15 protein-coding genes are annotated in these 14,922 nt (G+C 72.7%); 10 read left to right on the top strand and 5 right to left on the bottom strand.

What is annotated here, in order from left to right:
- Positions 1-211 precede the first annotated feature (211 nt).
- Complete coding sequence (locus ABH931_RS01065) at positions 212-1,099, top strand: LLM class flavin-dependent oxidoreductase (protein ID WP_370108883.1); 888 nt, start codon at positions 212-214, stop codon at positions 1,097-1,099.
- On the opposite strand, the gene ABH931_RS01060 is transcribed toward ABH931_RS01065, so the two are convergent.
- A complete protein-coding gene (locus ABH931_RS01060) occupies positions 1,050-2,261 on the bottom strand; it encodes a HEAT repeat domain-containing protein (RefSeq protein ID WP_370108882.1) in 1,212 nt (403 codons plus the stop codon). The genes ABH931_RS01065 and ABH931_RS01060 overlap by 50 nt on opposite strands.
- A gap of 324 nt (positions 2,262-2,585) precedes the next feature.
- Here ABH931_RS01060 and ABH931_RS01055 point away from each other — a divergent pair, with 324 nt between their 5' ends.
- From ABH931_RS01055 to ABH931_RS01015, 9 genes are all read left to right on the top strand, one after another.
- The gene (locus ABH931_RS01055; RefSeq protein ID WP_370108880.1) at positions 2,586-3,446 is read left to right on the top strand and encodes a hypothetical protein; all 861 of its coding nucleotides are present in this window, start codon (positions 2,586-2,588) and stop codon (positions 3,444-3,446) included.
- Positions 3,443-4,333 (top strand): hypothetical protein, encoded by an 891-nt coding sequence (locus ABH931_RS01050; RefSeq protein WP_370108878.1) that lies wholly within the window; start codon positions 3,443-3,445, stop codon positions 4,331-4,333. The genes ABH931_RS01055 and ABH931_RS01050 overlap by 4 nt, the downstream gene beginning before the upstream one ends.
- Positions 4,330-5,127: a hypothetical protein gene (locus tag ABH931_RS01045; RefSeq protein ID WP_370108876.1), complete on the top strand. Its 798-nt coding sequence runs from the start codon at positions 4,330-4,332 to the stop codon at positions 5,125-5,127. The genes ABH931_RS01050 and ABH931_RS01045 overlap by 4 nt, the downstream gene beginning before the upstream one ends.
- Entirely contained in the window at positions 5,124-6,713 is a 1,590-nt protein-coding gene (locus ABH931_RS01040) for a hypothetical protein (RefSeq protein ID WP_370108875.1), read from the top strand. Before ABH931_RS01045 ends, ABH931_RS01040 begins: the two co-directional genes overlap by 4 nt.
- Positions 6,714-6,829: 116 nt before the next feature.
- Positions 6,830-7,246 carry a hypothetical protein gene (locus tag ABH931_RS01035; protein WP_370108873.1) on the top strand — a complete coding sequence of 139 codons (417 nt, stop codon included), beginning with the start codon at positions 6,830-6,832 and terminating at the stop codon, positions 7,244-7,246.
- Between the two features lie 142 nt (positions 7,247-7,388).
- Entirely contained in the window at positions 7,389-8,351 is a 963-nt protein-coding gene (locus ABH931_RS01030) for an ABC transporter ATP-binding protein (protein WP_370108872.1), read from the top strand.
- Positions 8,344-9,261, top strand: coding sequence for an ABC transporter permease (locus ABH931_RS01025; protein WP_370108871.1), 918 nt, complete (start codon positions 8,344-8,346; stop codon positions 9,259-9,261). Before ABH931_RS01030 ends, ABH931_RS01025 begins: the two co-directional genes overlap by 8 nt.
- A gap of 12 nt (positions 9,262-9,273) precedes the next feature.
- Entirely contained in the window at positions 9,274-10,194 is a 921-nt protein-coding gene (locus ABH931_RS01020; protein WP_370108869.1) for an ABC transporter ATP-binding protein, read from the top strand.
- Between the two features lie 27 nt (positions 10,195-10,221).
- Positions 10,222-10,938 (top strand): ABC transporter permease, encoded by a 717-nt coding sequence (locus ABH931_RS01015; protein WP_370108867.1) that lies wholly within the window; start codon positions 10,222-10,224, stop codon positions 10,936-10,938.
- A gap of 11 nt (positions 10,939-10,949) precedes the next feature.
- Here the strand turns inward: ABH931_RS01015 and ABH931_RS01010 are convergent, their stop codons facing one another.
- The 4 genes from ABH931_RS01010 to ABH931_RS00995 form a co-directional block, all read right to left on the bottom strand.
- Entirely contained in the window at positions 10,950-12,326 is a 1,377-nt protein-coding gene (locus ABH931_RS01010) for a glycosyltransferase 87 family protein (RefSeq protein WP_370108865.1), read from the bottom strand.
- Positions 12,327-12,630: 304 nt separating this feature from the next.
- Positions 12,631-13,875, bottom strand: coding sequence for a CynX/NimT family MFS transporter (locus tag ABH931_RS01005; RefSeq protein WP_370108864.1), 1,245 nt, complete (start codon positions 13,873-13,875; stop codon positions 12,631-12,633).
- A 78-nt stretch (positions 13,876-13,953) separates the two neighbouring features.
- Positions 13,954-14,079 carry a hypothetical protein gene (locus ABH931_RS01000; protein ID WP_370108862.1) on the bottom strand — a complete coding sequence of 42 codons (126 nt, stop codon included), beginning with the start codon at positions 14,077-14,079 and terminating at the stop codon, positions 13,954-13,956.
- A gap of 11 nt (positions 14,080-14,090) precedes the next feature.
- Positions 14,091-14,906, bottom strand: coding sequence for an HAD family hydrolase (locus ABH931_RS00995; RefSeq protein WP_370108860.1), 816 nt, complete (start codon positions 14,904-14,906; stop codon positions 14,091-14,093).
- Positions 14,907-14,922: the final 16 nt, after the last annotated feature.

Genomic DNA, 14,922 nt, shown 5'->3' with positions numbered 1-14,922 from the left:
CTGCTCGGTGTCAACGGACCGGACCCAGTGTCGGTAGGCCTCGATCCATTCGGCGCCGGCCGGCGGAGGCGTCGGCACGGGCAGGTCCAGGATCCCGATCTTGCTCAACGCGTCCACGGCGTCCGCGGCGCCCACGCTAGTGCTCCGCGGGAGCCGTCACGCAGGTTGCTCGAAACCTCACCTGCCAGAGCGAACGCGTAGGGTCGGCTGTATGCGTCTGAGCACGGTGATCCTCCCCATCCACCGGTGGAGCGAGGGACAGAAGATCTGGCAGCGGGCCGAGGAACTCGGCTTCCACGCCGCGTACACCTACGACCACCTCACCTGGCGGTCCTTCCAGGACGACCCGTGGTTCGGCGCCGTGCCGACCCTGACGGCGGCCGCCACCGCGACCGAGCGCCTGCGGCTCGGCACGCTGGTGACCTCGCCGAACTTCCGGCACCCGGTGACCCTCGCCAAGGAGCTGATGACGCTCGACGACATCTCCGGCGGCCGGATCACCGTCGGCATCGGGGTCGGCGGGACGGGGTTCGACGCCACGGCGTTCGGTCAGGAGGCGTGGACCGCCCGGGAGCGGGCGGACCGGTTCGACGAGTTCCTGCCGCTGCTCGACCGCCTGCTCACGCAGGAGTCGACCACCGAGGAGGGCCGCTTCTACTCCGCGGTCGAGGCCCGCAACATCCCCGGCTGCGTCCAGGAGCCGCGTGTCCCGTTCTACGTCGCCGCCACCGGCCCGCGCGGGCTGAAGCTCGCCGCGAAGTACGGCCAGGGCTGGGTCACCTACGGTGACCCGCGCGGTCCGGGCGACGTGCCCGTCGACCAGGCTCCTGCGGTCGTCGAGGCGCAGCTCGCCAAGCTGCGCGCGGCCTGCGAGGCGCAGGGCCGCGACGTCGGCACGCTGCAGAAGGTGCTGCTGCAGGGGTCGACCGCGGAGAAGCCGCTCGCCTCCGTCGACGCCTTCGTCGACTGGGCGGGCACCTACCGCGACCTGGGCATCGACGAGCTGGTGATCCACTGGCCGGTCCCGGACTCGATCTTCGAGAACGACCTCAGTGTGTTCGAGCGGATCGCGACCGACGGTCTCGCGCAGCTCGGCTAGCCTCCCGCACACAGGCCACCGGGTCGGCCCCGGCGGTCCGCGCCAGCGCGGCGTCGCCCGCTTCCGTGGCCGGGAGCCCGCCGAGCGCGTTCGCCGCGCGGGCCCGGACCCGGTGGTGCGGGTCGCCGAGGGCCCGCACCAGGGCGGGCTCGGTCCGTGGGTCGGCGACGTGCCCGAGCGCCCCGGCGGCGGCGGTCCGCACGCCGGGGTCGTCGTGGGCGAGCAACGCGAGCAACTCGGGCGGACGCCCTTGCAGACCCCCCTCGGGCAGGACCCGGCTGAGCGCCCAGGCCAGCGCCCGGAGGGTACGGGTGCTCGCGCCCCGGTTCTCCCAGGCCCGGGCGGTCAGCCGGTGCGCGGCTCCGGGCCCCACGGTGGCCAGCGCCCGGGCGACGGTCCGGTGGCTGCGGGCGTCGAGACGGTCGTCGTGCAGCAGGTGGAGCAGGGTCGGCACGGCGTGCGCGGTGGCGGCTCTGCTCAGTCCGGCCAGGCCGAACTCTCGCTGCGGGCCCGCGCACAGCTCCAGGAGGAACGGCTCGAAGCGGTGGTCGGCGACGCGTACCACCATGCCGAGGGTCGCATCCGACCACGGTCCTTTCGTCCCCTGGACGAGCAGCAGGGCGGCGTCGACCGCCTCCGGTGTCGCCAGCCGGCACAGCCCCCACAGGACCGGCTCCGCGTTGGACGCGTGCCGCTGCCGCATCGGGATGTCGGGCGAGGTCAGCTCCCCGGCCAGTCGGACCAGCACCGCCTCCGCCTCGGCGCCGCCGATCCGGGCGAGGGCCACCACGGCCTGGGCCCCCGGCCGGCCCTGGTCGATCAGCAGCGGGACCGCCCGCTCGGCGCGGGCCGCGCCGAGCAGGAACACGGCGTGCTCGGAGCGGCGCACGGAGGAACCGGGTTCGGCGAGTCCGGACAGGATCAGCTCGACGGTCTCCGCCACGGCCTGCTCCTCGGCCGGGGTCCCGCCGTGTACGGCGATGTGGCCGAGGCGCCGGGACAGGACGTGCGCGGGCGTGAACAGCTTCGGATGGTCCAGCCCCTCCAGGAAGGCCCGGGCCAGGTCCTCGGCCGGCAGCTCGTCGGCGAACCGCTCCCACTCGGCCCACCCGGTCCAGTCGGGCGGCCACGCGATGGGCGCTGACGTCTCGTCATCGGTCACGGCCGCCCATCCAACCGCCGCCGCCACCTCGCCACAAGGGTGCCGCCCGTTCGGGCCGGGCGCCGGCCGGACGACGCCGGCGCGCATCCTCGTCGTGGGAGCGTCGAGCTGATTCGGTCCGCATGCGACGGGATTTCCGGACTTTTCTGATAATTCCGACAGGAAATCAGGACCTCGGTGACAGTGTGACGCAGATACAGGTATCGATCGCATAAAGAACTTTGGGATTGACTGTGAGTCACGGCATACTCGCAGCTCGCAGGCGTGCTAGAGCCCTCCGCTCGTCGCCTGCTCCTCAAATCGTGCGCAGTGGGGGAATGTGTCGTGAATCCCGATTTCTCGGGTGCGTCCGTCGGGCAGCCGGGGGCGCAGCCCGGATATCCGGCGGTGCCGCCGCCTCCTCTGCCCTACGCGCAGCAGCCGTTGCCGCCGAGCGGGAACCGGCCGCGCCGCCGGGCCGGTGCGGTCGCGCTGGCCGTCGCCGGGTGGCTCGTCCTCGCGTCCGCGACCGCCGGGGCGGTCGTCGCCCTGGGCAGCGGCGGTTCCTCGCACAACGTCGCCGGCCCGGCCGCGAGCCCGACCGCGGTGCGTCCGAGCACCGGTGGCAGCGCCTCCGCCGCTCCCTCCCCCACGCCGACGACGGCGAGTCCGACGCCGAGCCCCTCGGCGACCGTCAAGGGCCGGGTCAGTGGCAACATCCACAGCGGTGACCTGCGTTTCTTCCTGCTCCCCGTGCCCGACGGCGACCAGGTCGACGGCGACCCCAACGGTGTCTCCCAGAGCCTCGGCGACATCGCCAAGGAGATGAACAACCCCAGCACCAGCCGCGGCATCCTGAACCAGCTCGGCTGCCAGGGCGGCGCCTACCGCAGCTTCGTCACCAACGACGGGGTGTGGACGGTGACCGTCCACCTGATCCACTTCGACGGTGCCGGTCACGCCGCCGACTGGGTCTCCGGGCTGAGCTTCGCCCACGGTCACTCCTTCACCGTCTCGGGCATCTCCGACGCGCTCGGCGAGAGCGTCGCCCCTGGCGACAACAACGGCCAGGGCCTGCTCATCGGCGTCTCCCACGTCGGCGACGTGGAGTACGAGGTCGACGTCACCGGAGCCGGATCACCCAGCCGCTCGCTGCTCACGCAGCTGATGCAGCGCCAGGAAAAGCGCCTCACCAGCGGCGTGTGAGCACCCACGACACCCACGCCGACGCCACCGCCGACGCGATGGCGACCGCACCAGGAGAAGACGTGACGACGACACCCGAGCCCGGCCCGGCGACGCTGCCGCCGCAGCAGGTGGAGCAGGCCGAGCAGGCCGAGCAGACCGGCCAGGCGGAGCGGCCGGTGAAGGTGCGCCGGCGGTGGTCCCGTGGACGCATCGCGCTGCTGGTCGCCGGAGCGGTCGTGCTCGGTGCCCTGGGCGGCGGCGGGATCGGCTACGCGATCCAGGCGCAGCGCCCGCCGACGCCGCTGCCGCCACTGGCCGGTGACGCGCTGCACTACCCGCTCGCCCACGCCACGGCCTCGCCCGCGCCCCTCCCCGCCGACCAGGACGACGCCGTGCGCACCGACGGCGACCTGCCGTCGCTGCTGGTGTCGGCGCCCGCCGGCAGCCGCCCCTGGGAGCAGCCGGACACCCCCGACGGCTGGCTCTCCCCGGCGGCCTTCGCCCTCCAGTACAAGGAGCCCGCGACCGAGTTCCGCTGGCTGCTGCAGGACGGCTTCCGCCGCGCCGCCGAGGCCGAGTGGATGCAGGGCGACACCAGCTACCAGATCGTCCTGCTCCAGTTCCAGAAGCAGGACGAGGCCAACGCCACCAAGGAAGTGAGCGACCAGGAGGGCTACGCGAAGACCTCCTGCGGCGGCGACGGCGTCGCCGTCCCCGGCACGGAGAACGGCCAGGCCTTCGCGGGGACGACCGGCCACAGCGACGGCGGCGGCAACACCTACTACCAGGGCCGCGGCTTCGCCCGTCACGGCGACATCGTGGTCGAGGTCTACGTCGCGGGTGGCAGCCAGATCTCCTCGCAGTCCGTCATGTCCGTCCTCCAGAACCAGTTGGAGCGCCTGTGAACGCCGAGGCCGTCGCGCAGCCCTCGCAGCCCGCGGCCGCGCCGGGGCAGCAGCCGGACAGCTCCCAGCCGCGTCGGCCGCGCCGGGTCACCGCGGCAGCGGTCGCCTTCGTCCTGTCCGCGGTCGCCGTGGGAGGCGTGACCGGCGGCCTGATCCTGGCCGCGCGCTCGCACTCCACCCCGCCCGCGCCCGTGGCGCAGGCGCCGCTGGCCGCGCCGCCGTTCGGCGTCCGCCCGGACGGAAGCCACTTCGGCCCGCTCGGCGAGCTCCTGCTGCCGGTCCCGTCGAATGCCGCGCCCGGCGCCGACGTGGCGGGCTTCGGGAACGACACCGTGCTCAGCCCGGACCGCTACGCGTCCATGTTCCAGCGCGAGTTCCGCTTCCTCAGCACCGGCGCCCGCGCCTCGCTCCAGTCGGAGCTCGGCCTGCCCGGGGTCAAGGGCTACGCGCTGCGGACCTACGCCGACACGGACGACGGCCTCTCCATCGAGATCACCGTGATCCAGGAGGACGCCGCGCACGTGAGCGCCCTCCAGCAGGGCCTGCGGACCCTCGACTCGGCCACCGGCGGCATGCGCTCCGGCCCCCAGGTCGGGGGCTTCCCGCACGCCCACTGCTACCAGCCGCCGGACCCGTACGGCTCCGCGCTGGATCTGCTGCGCTGCGACGACGTCGAGGGCGACCTGCTCATCACCATGCAGGCCGAGGGCGTCAGCCCCCTCCCCCAGTCCGCGGCGGCGGACTTCCTCCGCAACCAACTGTCCCGACTCGCGACCCCGGCGGCCCAGGTATGACCACCTCCGAAGCCCCCCAGCCCGTCCCCCCGTCCGACGCCACCACACCCCCCGCGGACGCGATCCCGGCGACGGCCCCGAGCGACGCGGTGCCGAGCGACGCCGTGCCCGCGGACGCGTGCCCGAGTGACGCCGTCCCCGGCGAGCCCGTCGTGCAGGCGGAGCCTGTGGACGGTGCGTTGGTGGATGCGCTCCCGGCGGACACCGTTCTGGCCGACGCTGTGCCAAGCGACGCTTCGCCCGGCGATGCCGCGGTGCAGGCGGAGCCCGCCGTCGCCGCGGACGGCGCGGATGGCGCGGACGAGTCGGCGGCTCCCGCCGCCGCTCCGGCCGAGGGCACCTCCGCGCAGGCGGGTGAGGCCACCTCGCCCGGCGCGGACCACGCGACCGAGGCCGCCGCGCCGAGCGCGGTCCCGGCCGACCCGCGCCTGCTGCTCGCACGCGAGGCCGCGCCTGGCCCGGCAGACCTCGACGCCGCCGGCGCGCAGCCCGCTGCCGCGGCGCCGGTTGTGCCTGAGGTCGCTGCCACGCCTGTCGCGTCGCCAGCCCCGGCTTCCGCCGGGGGTGTTCAGCCGGCTGCCGCCTCTGTCGCGTCGCCCGCTTCCGCCTCCGCCTCCGCCTCTGCCGGGGACGTGCAGCCCGCTGCCGCGCTTGCGCAGGGCGCGTCGCCCGCCCCGGCTCCCGCCCCGGCTCCGCCCGTGCCTGCCGTCCCCGTGCCCGCCCCGCACGCGCCCGCAGGGGCGTGGCAGCAGCCGGTGGCCGGGGTGGCGGGGTATCCGTACGCCGGGGGTGGACAGGCCGCGCCGCAGGGGGTGTGGGCGTTGCCACCGCAGTACGCGCCGAAGGTGCGGAAGGAGCGGCCGTGGCTGCGGACGGTGGGTCGGTGGGCCACGGCCGTCGGCGTGCTGGCCGTCGTCGGCACGGTGACCGCCGCGCTGGTGACCGCGCCCGCGCGGACGGACCTGCCGGGTCTGAAGACGCCCTCGGACGGGCGCTGGGCGTTCCCCGCGCTCACCCTGCCGACGCTGCCGCCGGGCAACGGACAGGGCAACGACGACGCGCAGCACGTGCACCGGGTGGACCTCCGTTCGCTGCTGCTGCCCGCACCGGCCGGTGCCACCGCCGAGTCGGGCCTGCCCGGGACCGGCGGGTGGTACCCGACCAGCAGCCTGCTGGGGCTGTTCACCTCGTCGTCGGCGTTCTCCGTCAAGGAGGCGCTACAGGACGCGGGGCTGCGTCACGTCGCCGCGACCGGCTGGACCATGCCCGACGGCACCCACACCGAGATCTACCTGCAGCAGTTCCGCTCCACCTCCTCCGCGTCCGACGCGGACATGGAGGAGAGCGTGGGCGGCTACCTCCGCGCGGCCCCGACCGCCGCCGGCTCGGGCAACGTGAACCTGAGCAGCCTCCCGGCGGCCAACATCCACGCCGCACCGGCGGCCGGCGGCCAGCCGGCCGTCACGTACGCCTACCTCCCGGTCGGCGACACGGAGGCGCTCGTCGTGATGAGCAACCCGAAGCAGGTCCCGGCCGTCGACTTCGAACAGGTCGTCCTGCTGGAGCACCGCCTCCTGAGCGCCTGACCAGCTGCCCGTCCGCCCACCGAACGACCCCAGGAAGCTGCCGTGACAACCGCCTGCCGCGCCCGGTCGGCGCCGTCGCCGACCCCGCCTACCCCGGCACCAAGGGGTGGGTGCCGGTGGCCGACTACGTCAAGCAGTTCATCAGCCCGGACAGCCTCGGGGAGCTGCTGGCCGAGAACGGGGTGCGGCACATCGCGGCCACCGGGTGGCGGATGCCGGACGGCACCAAGGTGTCGGTCTACCTGCTCGCCTTCCGTTCCCCCACCACCTCCGAGAACGTCTTCAACGCCGAGTTGGGGACGAACCTCGCCACCGCGCCGACGCTCGGCCTGGACAACTCCTTCGGCCAGGTGCCCTTCGGTGCCGCGGACAGCGTGAGCCGTCCGGCGGGGAAGGCCGGTCCCGCCCTGCGGGTCGGACTGTTCTCCGACGGCGACGTCACCGGCCTGCTGGAGCTGAGCAACCCGAAGGCGGTCAGTTCCGTCGACTTCGCGCAGGCCATGGTGCTGCAGATGGAGATGCTGGGGGGCTGAGCCACGCCCGACCCTGGTCCGACCCTGAGGTGAGCGGGTGCGTCCCCTAGGGGATGCACCCCCTCGCATACATCCCAGGGCTAGGGAAAAGTCAGCCGCCAACCTGATGTGACGGGGGCCACGGGGTGACTAGGGTCGTCCTGTGGCTGTCATCACTACGGATAACCTCACCAAGAGGTTCCCCCGGGTCACCGCTCTGGACCACCTCTCCGTCGAGGTGCAGCCCGGAGTGGTCGGTCTGGTCGGGGCGAACGGCGCGGGTAAGTCCACTCTGATCAAGATCCTGCTGGGGCTCGCCCCGGCCACGGAGGGCCGTGCCCACGTGCTCGGGCTCGACGTCGCCACCCAGGGCGGCGAGATCCGGGAGCGGGTCGGGTACATGCCCGAGCACGACTGCCTGCCGCCGGACGTCTCCGCCACGGAGTTCGTGGTGCACATGGCGCGGATGTCGGGGCTGCCCGCCACCGCCGCGCGTGAGCGCACCGCGGACATCCTGCGCCACGTCGGCCTGTACGAGGAGCGCTACCGCCCGATCGGTACGTACTCCACCGGCATGAAGCAGCGCGTCAAGCTCGCCCAGGCTCTCGTCCACGACCCGCAGCTGGTGCTGCTCGACGAGCCGACCAACGGGCTCGACCCGGTCGGCCGCGACGACATGCTGGAGCTGATCCGGCGCGTCCACCGCGAGTTCGGCATCTCCGTGCTGGTCACCTCGCACCTGCTGGGCGAGCTGGAGCGCACCTGCGACCACGTCGTCGTCATCGACGGCGGCAAGCTGCTGCGCAGCTCCTCCACCGCGGACCTCACGGCGGCCACCTCGTTGCTCGCGGTCGAGGTCACCGAGCGGCAGGGCGATCCGTCCTTCGACGCGGACGCCGCGCTGCTGGCCCGGCTGACGGAGGCCGGGCTGACGGCCAGCGCCGACGGCGGCCACGTGCTGCTGGTCGAGCTGACCGGGGACGAGGTCTACGACGTGATCCGTGACGCCGTCGCGGATCTGGGCGTCGGCCTGGTCCGGCTGGAGCAGCGCCGCCACCACATCTCCGAGGTGTTCGCCACCGACGCCGCCGCCCTCGACAGGTCCGAGGAGGCCGCTCATGTCTGACCAGCGGACGTCCGGTACGCGCACTCCGGCCTCTCCCGAGCAGCGGCTCGACGTCATCCACGACATCGGCTACCGGCACTACGAGGGCCCCCGGCTGGGCGTCGGCTACGCCACCCGCTCGCTGTACACCTCCAGCCTGCGTGGCGCCTTCGGCCTCGGCCGGTCCGGCAAGTCCAAGATCCTGCCGATGGCCATGGCCGTGATCATGGCGGTGCCCGCGCTGATCATCGTCGCGGTCTCCATCTATGTGAAGATGACCAAGCTGCCGGTCGACTACCCGCAGTACCTCACCAACCTGCAGTTCGTCACCGCCGTCTTCGCCGCCGCCCAGGCGCCGGTGCTGCTCTCGCGGGATCTGCGGTTCATGACGGTCCCGCTCTACTTCTCCCGTCCGCTGCGCTCCAGCGACTACGTGCGGGCCAAGTTCGCGGCGATGGTCTCCGCCGTCTTCATCCTCACCATGCTGCCGATGCTGATCATGTGGATCGGTTCGATGCTGGGCTCGATGGACTTCGGCTACAACACCCGGCACTTCGCCTTCGGCGTCGTCGCCGCCGCGTTCTACTCGCTCGTCTACTCCGGCCTCGCCCTGCTCATCGCCTCGCTGACGCCGCGCCGCGGCTTCGGTGTGGCGGCGATCATCGCGCTGTTCATGGTCTCGGCGGGCATCGCCGGCGCGCTGCGCGGTGTGATGCACGTGACCGGCCACCAGGCGAACGCGTTCTGGACCTCGATGCTCAACCCGGGCTTCCTGATCGACTCCACCACCTCGTGGATGTTCGGCCTCAGCACCCGTGGCGAGGTCGCGTCGACGCCCACCACGCTGGGCGGCATCGTCTTCCTGCTGGAGATCGCGGTGCTGGCCGCCGGCACCTTCGCCCTGCTCGTCCGTCGCTACCGGAAGATCTGAGGAGGCAGCACCATGACCACCATCAGCATCGACCGGGCGTCCCGCTGGTTCGGCAACGTCGTCGCGGTCAACGACGTCTCGATGACGATCGAGCCCGGCGTCACGGGCCTGCTCGGCCCGAACGGCGCCGGCAAGTCCACCCTGATCCACATGATGAGCGGCTTCCTGCCGCCCTCCTCCGGCTCGGTCACCCTCGACGGCACCCCGATCTGGAAGAACCAGCAGGCCTACAAGCAGATCGGGCTGGTCCCCGAGCGCGAGGCCATGTACGACTTCCTCACCGGCTGGGACTTCGTCCTCGCCAACGCCGAGCTGCACGGCCTGCCCGATCCGGGCGGGGCGGCGCAGCGCGCGCTGGCCACCGTCGAGATGGAGTACGCGCAGGACCGGCAGGTCTCCACGTACTCCAAGGGCATGAAGCAGCGGGTGAAGATGGCCTCCGCCCTCGTCCACGACCCGGCCGTGCTGCTGCTCGACGAGCCGTTCAACGGCATGGACCCGCGCCAGCGGATGCAGCTGATGGAGCTGCTGCGCCGCTTCGGCGCGGACGGCCGCACGGTGCTCTTCTCCTCCCACATCCTGGAGGAGGTCGAGCAGCTCGCCCGCCACATCGAGGTGATCGTGGCCGGCCGCCACGCCGCCTCGGGCGACTACCGCAAGATCCGCCGCCTGATGACGGACCGCCCGCACCGCTACACCGTCAAGTCCAGCGACGACCGTGCGCTCGCCTCGGCGCTGATCGCGGACCCGTCCACGGCCGGGATCGAGCTGGACCTGAAGGACCAGCAACTGCAGATCCAGGCCGTCGACTTCTACCGGTTCACGGAGCTGGTGCCCCGCGTCGCCAAGGAGGCAGGCATCCGCCTGCTGACCGTCTCCCCGGCCGACGAGTCCCTGGAGAGCGTCTTCTCCTACCTCGTCGCCGCCAAGTAGCCAGCTAGGGAAGGCCAAGACCTCACCATGAACGTCACCGTCGCCCGGCTGACCGCGCGCGGCCTGCTCGGCCGTCGCCGGGGCCTCCTCCTGCTGGCGCTCCCCGTCCTCCTGCTCGCGCTCTCCGCGCTGATCCGCGGCGTCGCGGGCCAGGACCAGGGCACCGCCTCCAACATCCTCGGCGGCCTCGCCCTCGGCACCATGGTCCCGCTGGTCGGTCTCGTCGCCGGGACCGGGGCCATCGGCCCCGAGATCGACGACGGCTCGATCATCTACCTGCTGTCCAAGCCGCAGCCGCGGTGGAAGATCATCACCTCGAAGCTGGTGGTCGCGATCGGCTGCTCGGTCGTCTTCGCGGCCCTGCCGACGTACTTCGCCGGGCTCATCCTCTTCGGCACCTTCGAGAACCTGACGCTCGGCTACACGATCGCGGCGCTGATCGCCGGCATCGCGTACAGCGCGCTCTTCCTGCTGCTGGGCGTGGTCTCGCGCCACGCGGTGGTCTGGGGCCTGATGTACGCCCTGCTGTGGGAGACGGTCGTCGGCGCGTACGTGCCGGGCGCGCAGACGCTCAGCGTGCACCAGTGGGCGCTGTCGATCGGCGAGAAGATCGCCTCCCCGGGTGTGATCAGCTCCTCCGTCCACCTGCCGACGGCGGTCCCGCTGCTGCTGGTCGCGACGCTCGGCGGCGCGTGGCTCGCGTCCGCCCGCCTGACGCGGCTCACCTTGGCCGGCGAGGAGTAGCCGCCCTCACCTCAGGGGCGCGGGGCTCGGCTGACATCGGCAGAGCCCCGCGCCCCCGCCGGTCGCGGCTGACGGGTGCGCCGCAGGTACAGGCCCAGACCGGCCAGCAGCAGGATGCCCAGGAGCGGGTAGAGGTTGCCGATGACGAGCTGGAAGCCGGTCCAGCCGTCCTCGGCGTTGTTGTTGTACGGGACGGACCAGATCAGGCCGTTGGGGAGGCTGGTCCCGCTGCCCGAGGGCTTGCGGTCGCCGAAGGCGACGGACGGCCAGGCGAACCAGAGCAGGTAGCCGCAGGCGGCGACGAGCCAGGCCCACCACCGGGCACGGCGGCTGTACAGCAGGTGGCCCGCCGCGGTCAGGAACACCGCGATCCAGACCCAGTGGTGGGACCAGGAGATGGGCGAGGCCAGCAGGCCGAGCAGTGCGGTGGCGGCGAGGCCGAGCAACTCCTCGCCGCGGCGGTAGGCCCACGCCGACAACGGCACCGCGACGGCGGCCGCGAGCAGGGCGGCGAGCAGCCAGTACGGCTTCACTCCGGTGGCGTCGAGGTTGAGCGTGCGGGCCAGCACGCCCTGGAAGGACTGGTTGCCGACGTAGTTGATCCCGCCGACTCGGGAGGAGTCGGCGAACAGGCCGTCGATCCAGTAGCGGTGGGCCTCGCTCGGCAGCAGCAGGAAGCCGCCGAGGACGGTGGCGGCGAGCGTCGCGGTCGCGACGGCGGCCGCGCGCAGGCGCCGGGTCACCAGCAGGTAGACGATGAAGATCACCGGGACCAGCTTGAAACCGGCCGCCAGGCCGACGCCGATGCCCTTGGTCCACCACCGGTCCGGCTGGGCGAAGTCGAGCAGGACGAGCAGCATCAGGAAGACGTTGACCTGGCCGAAGCCGAGGTTCTGCATCATCGGCTCGGTCCACAGCGCGAGCCCGGCGACGGTGAGCGCGGCGCCGAGGCGGCCGAGGTTCCGGCGGTAGCCGGCGATCCCCCAGGCGAGCCAGGCGGACGCGACCAGGGCGGCGATGCTGCCGCAGGCGACGAGCCACTGCAGGGTCCGCTCGTCCAGGTGGGACAGGACCTTGAAGATGGCGAGCGCGAACGGCGTGTAGGTGAACGGCAGACCCAGCGAGCCGAGGTGGAAGTCCAGGTCGTAGACCCGGTGGCTGTGCCGGGCGGTGGTGCCGCCCCAGTAGTAGACCCGCAGGTCGATCGGTGACCAGAGCCGGTCGGGGTGGGCGTGGACGACGCGGATGTACGCCGCGAGCGCCGCTCCGAACACGACGAGGCCGAGCAGCAGGACGGCCGGCGCGAACCGGCGCACCGGGCGGACCTCGGGCGCGGGAGCGGCCACGGGTATGCGGGCCGCGTCGACGAGTCTGCGGGCTGCGCTCATCAAGGTCATGCTCCAGACTCGTCCAGGCGCCGCGGTTTCGGCCGCTGCGGCTCGCCGTGGGCTCGCCGAAGCGCCGCGATGCTACCCGAGTTCTGTGGACGGTCCGTGTCCCAAGCATGACCGGCCGGTGGCGTGCCCCACGCTCCCGCAGGTCGTTGCACTGCCCTCAGGGGTGCGAGGAACTGCGCGACAAACCACCCACGCAGGTGGAGCCCCGAACGCGCAGGGCCATCCGCTCGTCAGTGGTTGCTCGCGCCGTTCCTCGCGCCCCTGGGGGGCAGCGCAACTGGCCCTGCGACTGAGCTCAGGCGGAGAGGACGACCCGGCGGGCTGCGCCGAGGCCGGCGGTGAGGCCGACGGCGCAGCAGCCGAGGAGCACGGCGAGCGGGAGGACCCAGCCGCCGGTGGCCTGGTGGAGGGCGCCGAAGCCCACCGGCCCGACCGCCGCGATGAAGTAGCCGACCAGCTGGGACATCCCGCTCAGCTGCGCGGCCACCTGCGCCGAGCCGCTGCGGAGCACGATCATCGCCATGGCCAGGCCGAAGCCGCCGCCCTGCGCGATGCCGACGAGGATCGCCCAGAGCCAGGGCGCGGCCGTCGGCGCGATCAGCAGGCCCGCGACGCCCGTGGCCATGGAGCCGACCATCAGCGCGACCAGCGCCCGCTGGTTGGTGGTGCGTCCGGCGACGAGCGGCACGAGGAACGCCGCCGGGATCTGCACCAGCGAGCTCACCGCGAACACCGCGCCGGCGGTGCCGCGGTCCATGCCCTGGCTGGTGAGGATGGTCGGCAGCCAGGCGATCAGGGTGTAGGAGAGCAGCGACTGGATGCCCATGAAGACCGCGAGCTGCCAGGCCAGCGGGTGCTTCCACAGCCCGCTGAGCTTCGCGGCGGTGGCGGAGGTCGTCGCGAGCGCGGGCCGCTTCGCGGCCGTGAGCTGGGGCAGCCAGGCGAGGAACGCGAACACCGCCAGCACCGACCAGGAGGCGAGCGAGCCGCCCCAGCCGCCGAAGGCGTGCTCCAGCGGCACGCTCAGCGCCGCGGCCAGGGTCGCGCCGACGATCATCGAGGTGGTGTAGACGCCGGTCATCGCCGCCGCCCGCTCCGGGAAGTCCCGCTTGACCAGGCCCGGCATGGTGACGTTGAGCAGCGCGATCGCCGCGCCCAGCACCAGTGAGCCGGCGAACAGCGCCGCCACGCCCGGCAGGACGCGCAGCACGATCCCCGCGACGAGCGTCACCAGGGCCAGCGCGACCACGCGCTCGGGGCCGACCTTGCGGTTCAGCCGTGCGGCGAGCGGCGCGACGGAGCCCATCATCAGCACCGGGATCGTCGTCAGCAGGCCACCCGCCGTCGAGGAGAGGCCATAGTGGCCGGTGATGTCGCCGAGCAGCGGGGAGACGGCGGAGACCGAGGCGCGCATGTTCAGCGAGACCAGCAGGATGCCGACCAGCGCGGTCGCCGGGTGGGCGATGACGCGGCTCAGCCGCGAGGCCCCAGAAGGGGCGGAGGCGTACGAAACGGGCGTGTCGAGCACGGAGCGGGACATGATGGAGCGGCCTCGATGCGAAGAAGACAGAAGCGGGAGAGGGGGAGGGAAGCGGACGGCGCCCGAGGGCGCGCGGCTTCAGCTCTCCGGACGCTTGATGTTCGCGTCGATCAGCTCGGCGAGGTCCACGAGGTCGATGAGCGCTGCTCCACTCATCGCCATTGCTCCGCCTTGCCTTCCTGGTGAGGTATCTCCGCTCACCATGCTAACAAGGTTCAGAGACCGAAAAATCCTTCGATCGCCACGGCGACGCCGTCCTCCTCGTTGCTCAGCGTCACCTCGTCGGCGACCGCCTTGAGCTCCGGGTGCGCGTTTGCCATGGCCACCGCGTGGCCGGCCCAGCGGAACATCGGCACATCGTTCGGCATGTCACCGAAAGCGACGGTCCGGTCCTTCGTCACGCCCAGGCGCGAGGAGGCCAGTGCCAGGCCCGTGGCCTTGGAGAGGCCCAGCGGCAGCAACTCCACGAAGCCCTGCCCGGCCAGCACGACCGTCACCAGGCCGCCCGCGGCCTCGCCGACGGCCGCGGCCAGGTCGTCGTCCGACAGCGTCCGGTGCTGCACCAGCACCCGGCTCAACGGCTTGGCCCACAGCTCCTTGAGGTGGGCGACGGGCGTCCCGCGGCCCTCGCCGGCATCCGGCATCTCGTAGTCGGACGAGAAGAGGACATCGCCCTCCAGTCCGTCCTGGACCACCGAGATCGCCATCGGGCCGACCACGGCCTCCGCCTTGGCGAGGGCGAGGCCGGCCAGCTGACGGTCCAGGGTGACGGACGTCACCAGCCGGTGCGCGCCCGCGTCGTAGAGCTGACCGCCCTGGCCGCAGACGGCGAGGCCCGTGTAGCCGATCGCGTCCAGCGTCGGCCGGGTCCAGGCGGCGGTGCGCCCGGTCACCACGATGTGCTGCGCCCCCGTGGCCTTCGCGGCCTCGAGGGTGCGCTGCGTGCGCGGCGAGACGGTGTGGTCGTCGCGCAGCAGCGTCCCGTCCAGGTCGGTCGCGATCAGGTCGAACGGCCGGGGGGCGGAGCTCACGTGGTCTGACTCTCTC

Source organism: Streptacidiphilus sp. MAP12-33, from assembly GCF_041261265.1.
GTDB lineage: Bacteria > Actinomycetota > Actinomycetes > Streptomycetales > Streptomycetaceae > Streptacidiphilus.
This window is presented reverse-complemented; position numbering and strand designations above follow the sequence as displayed.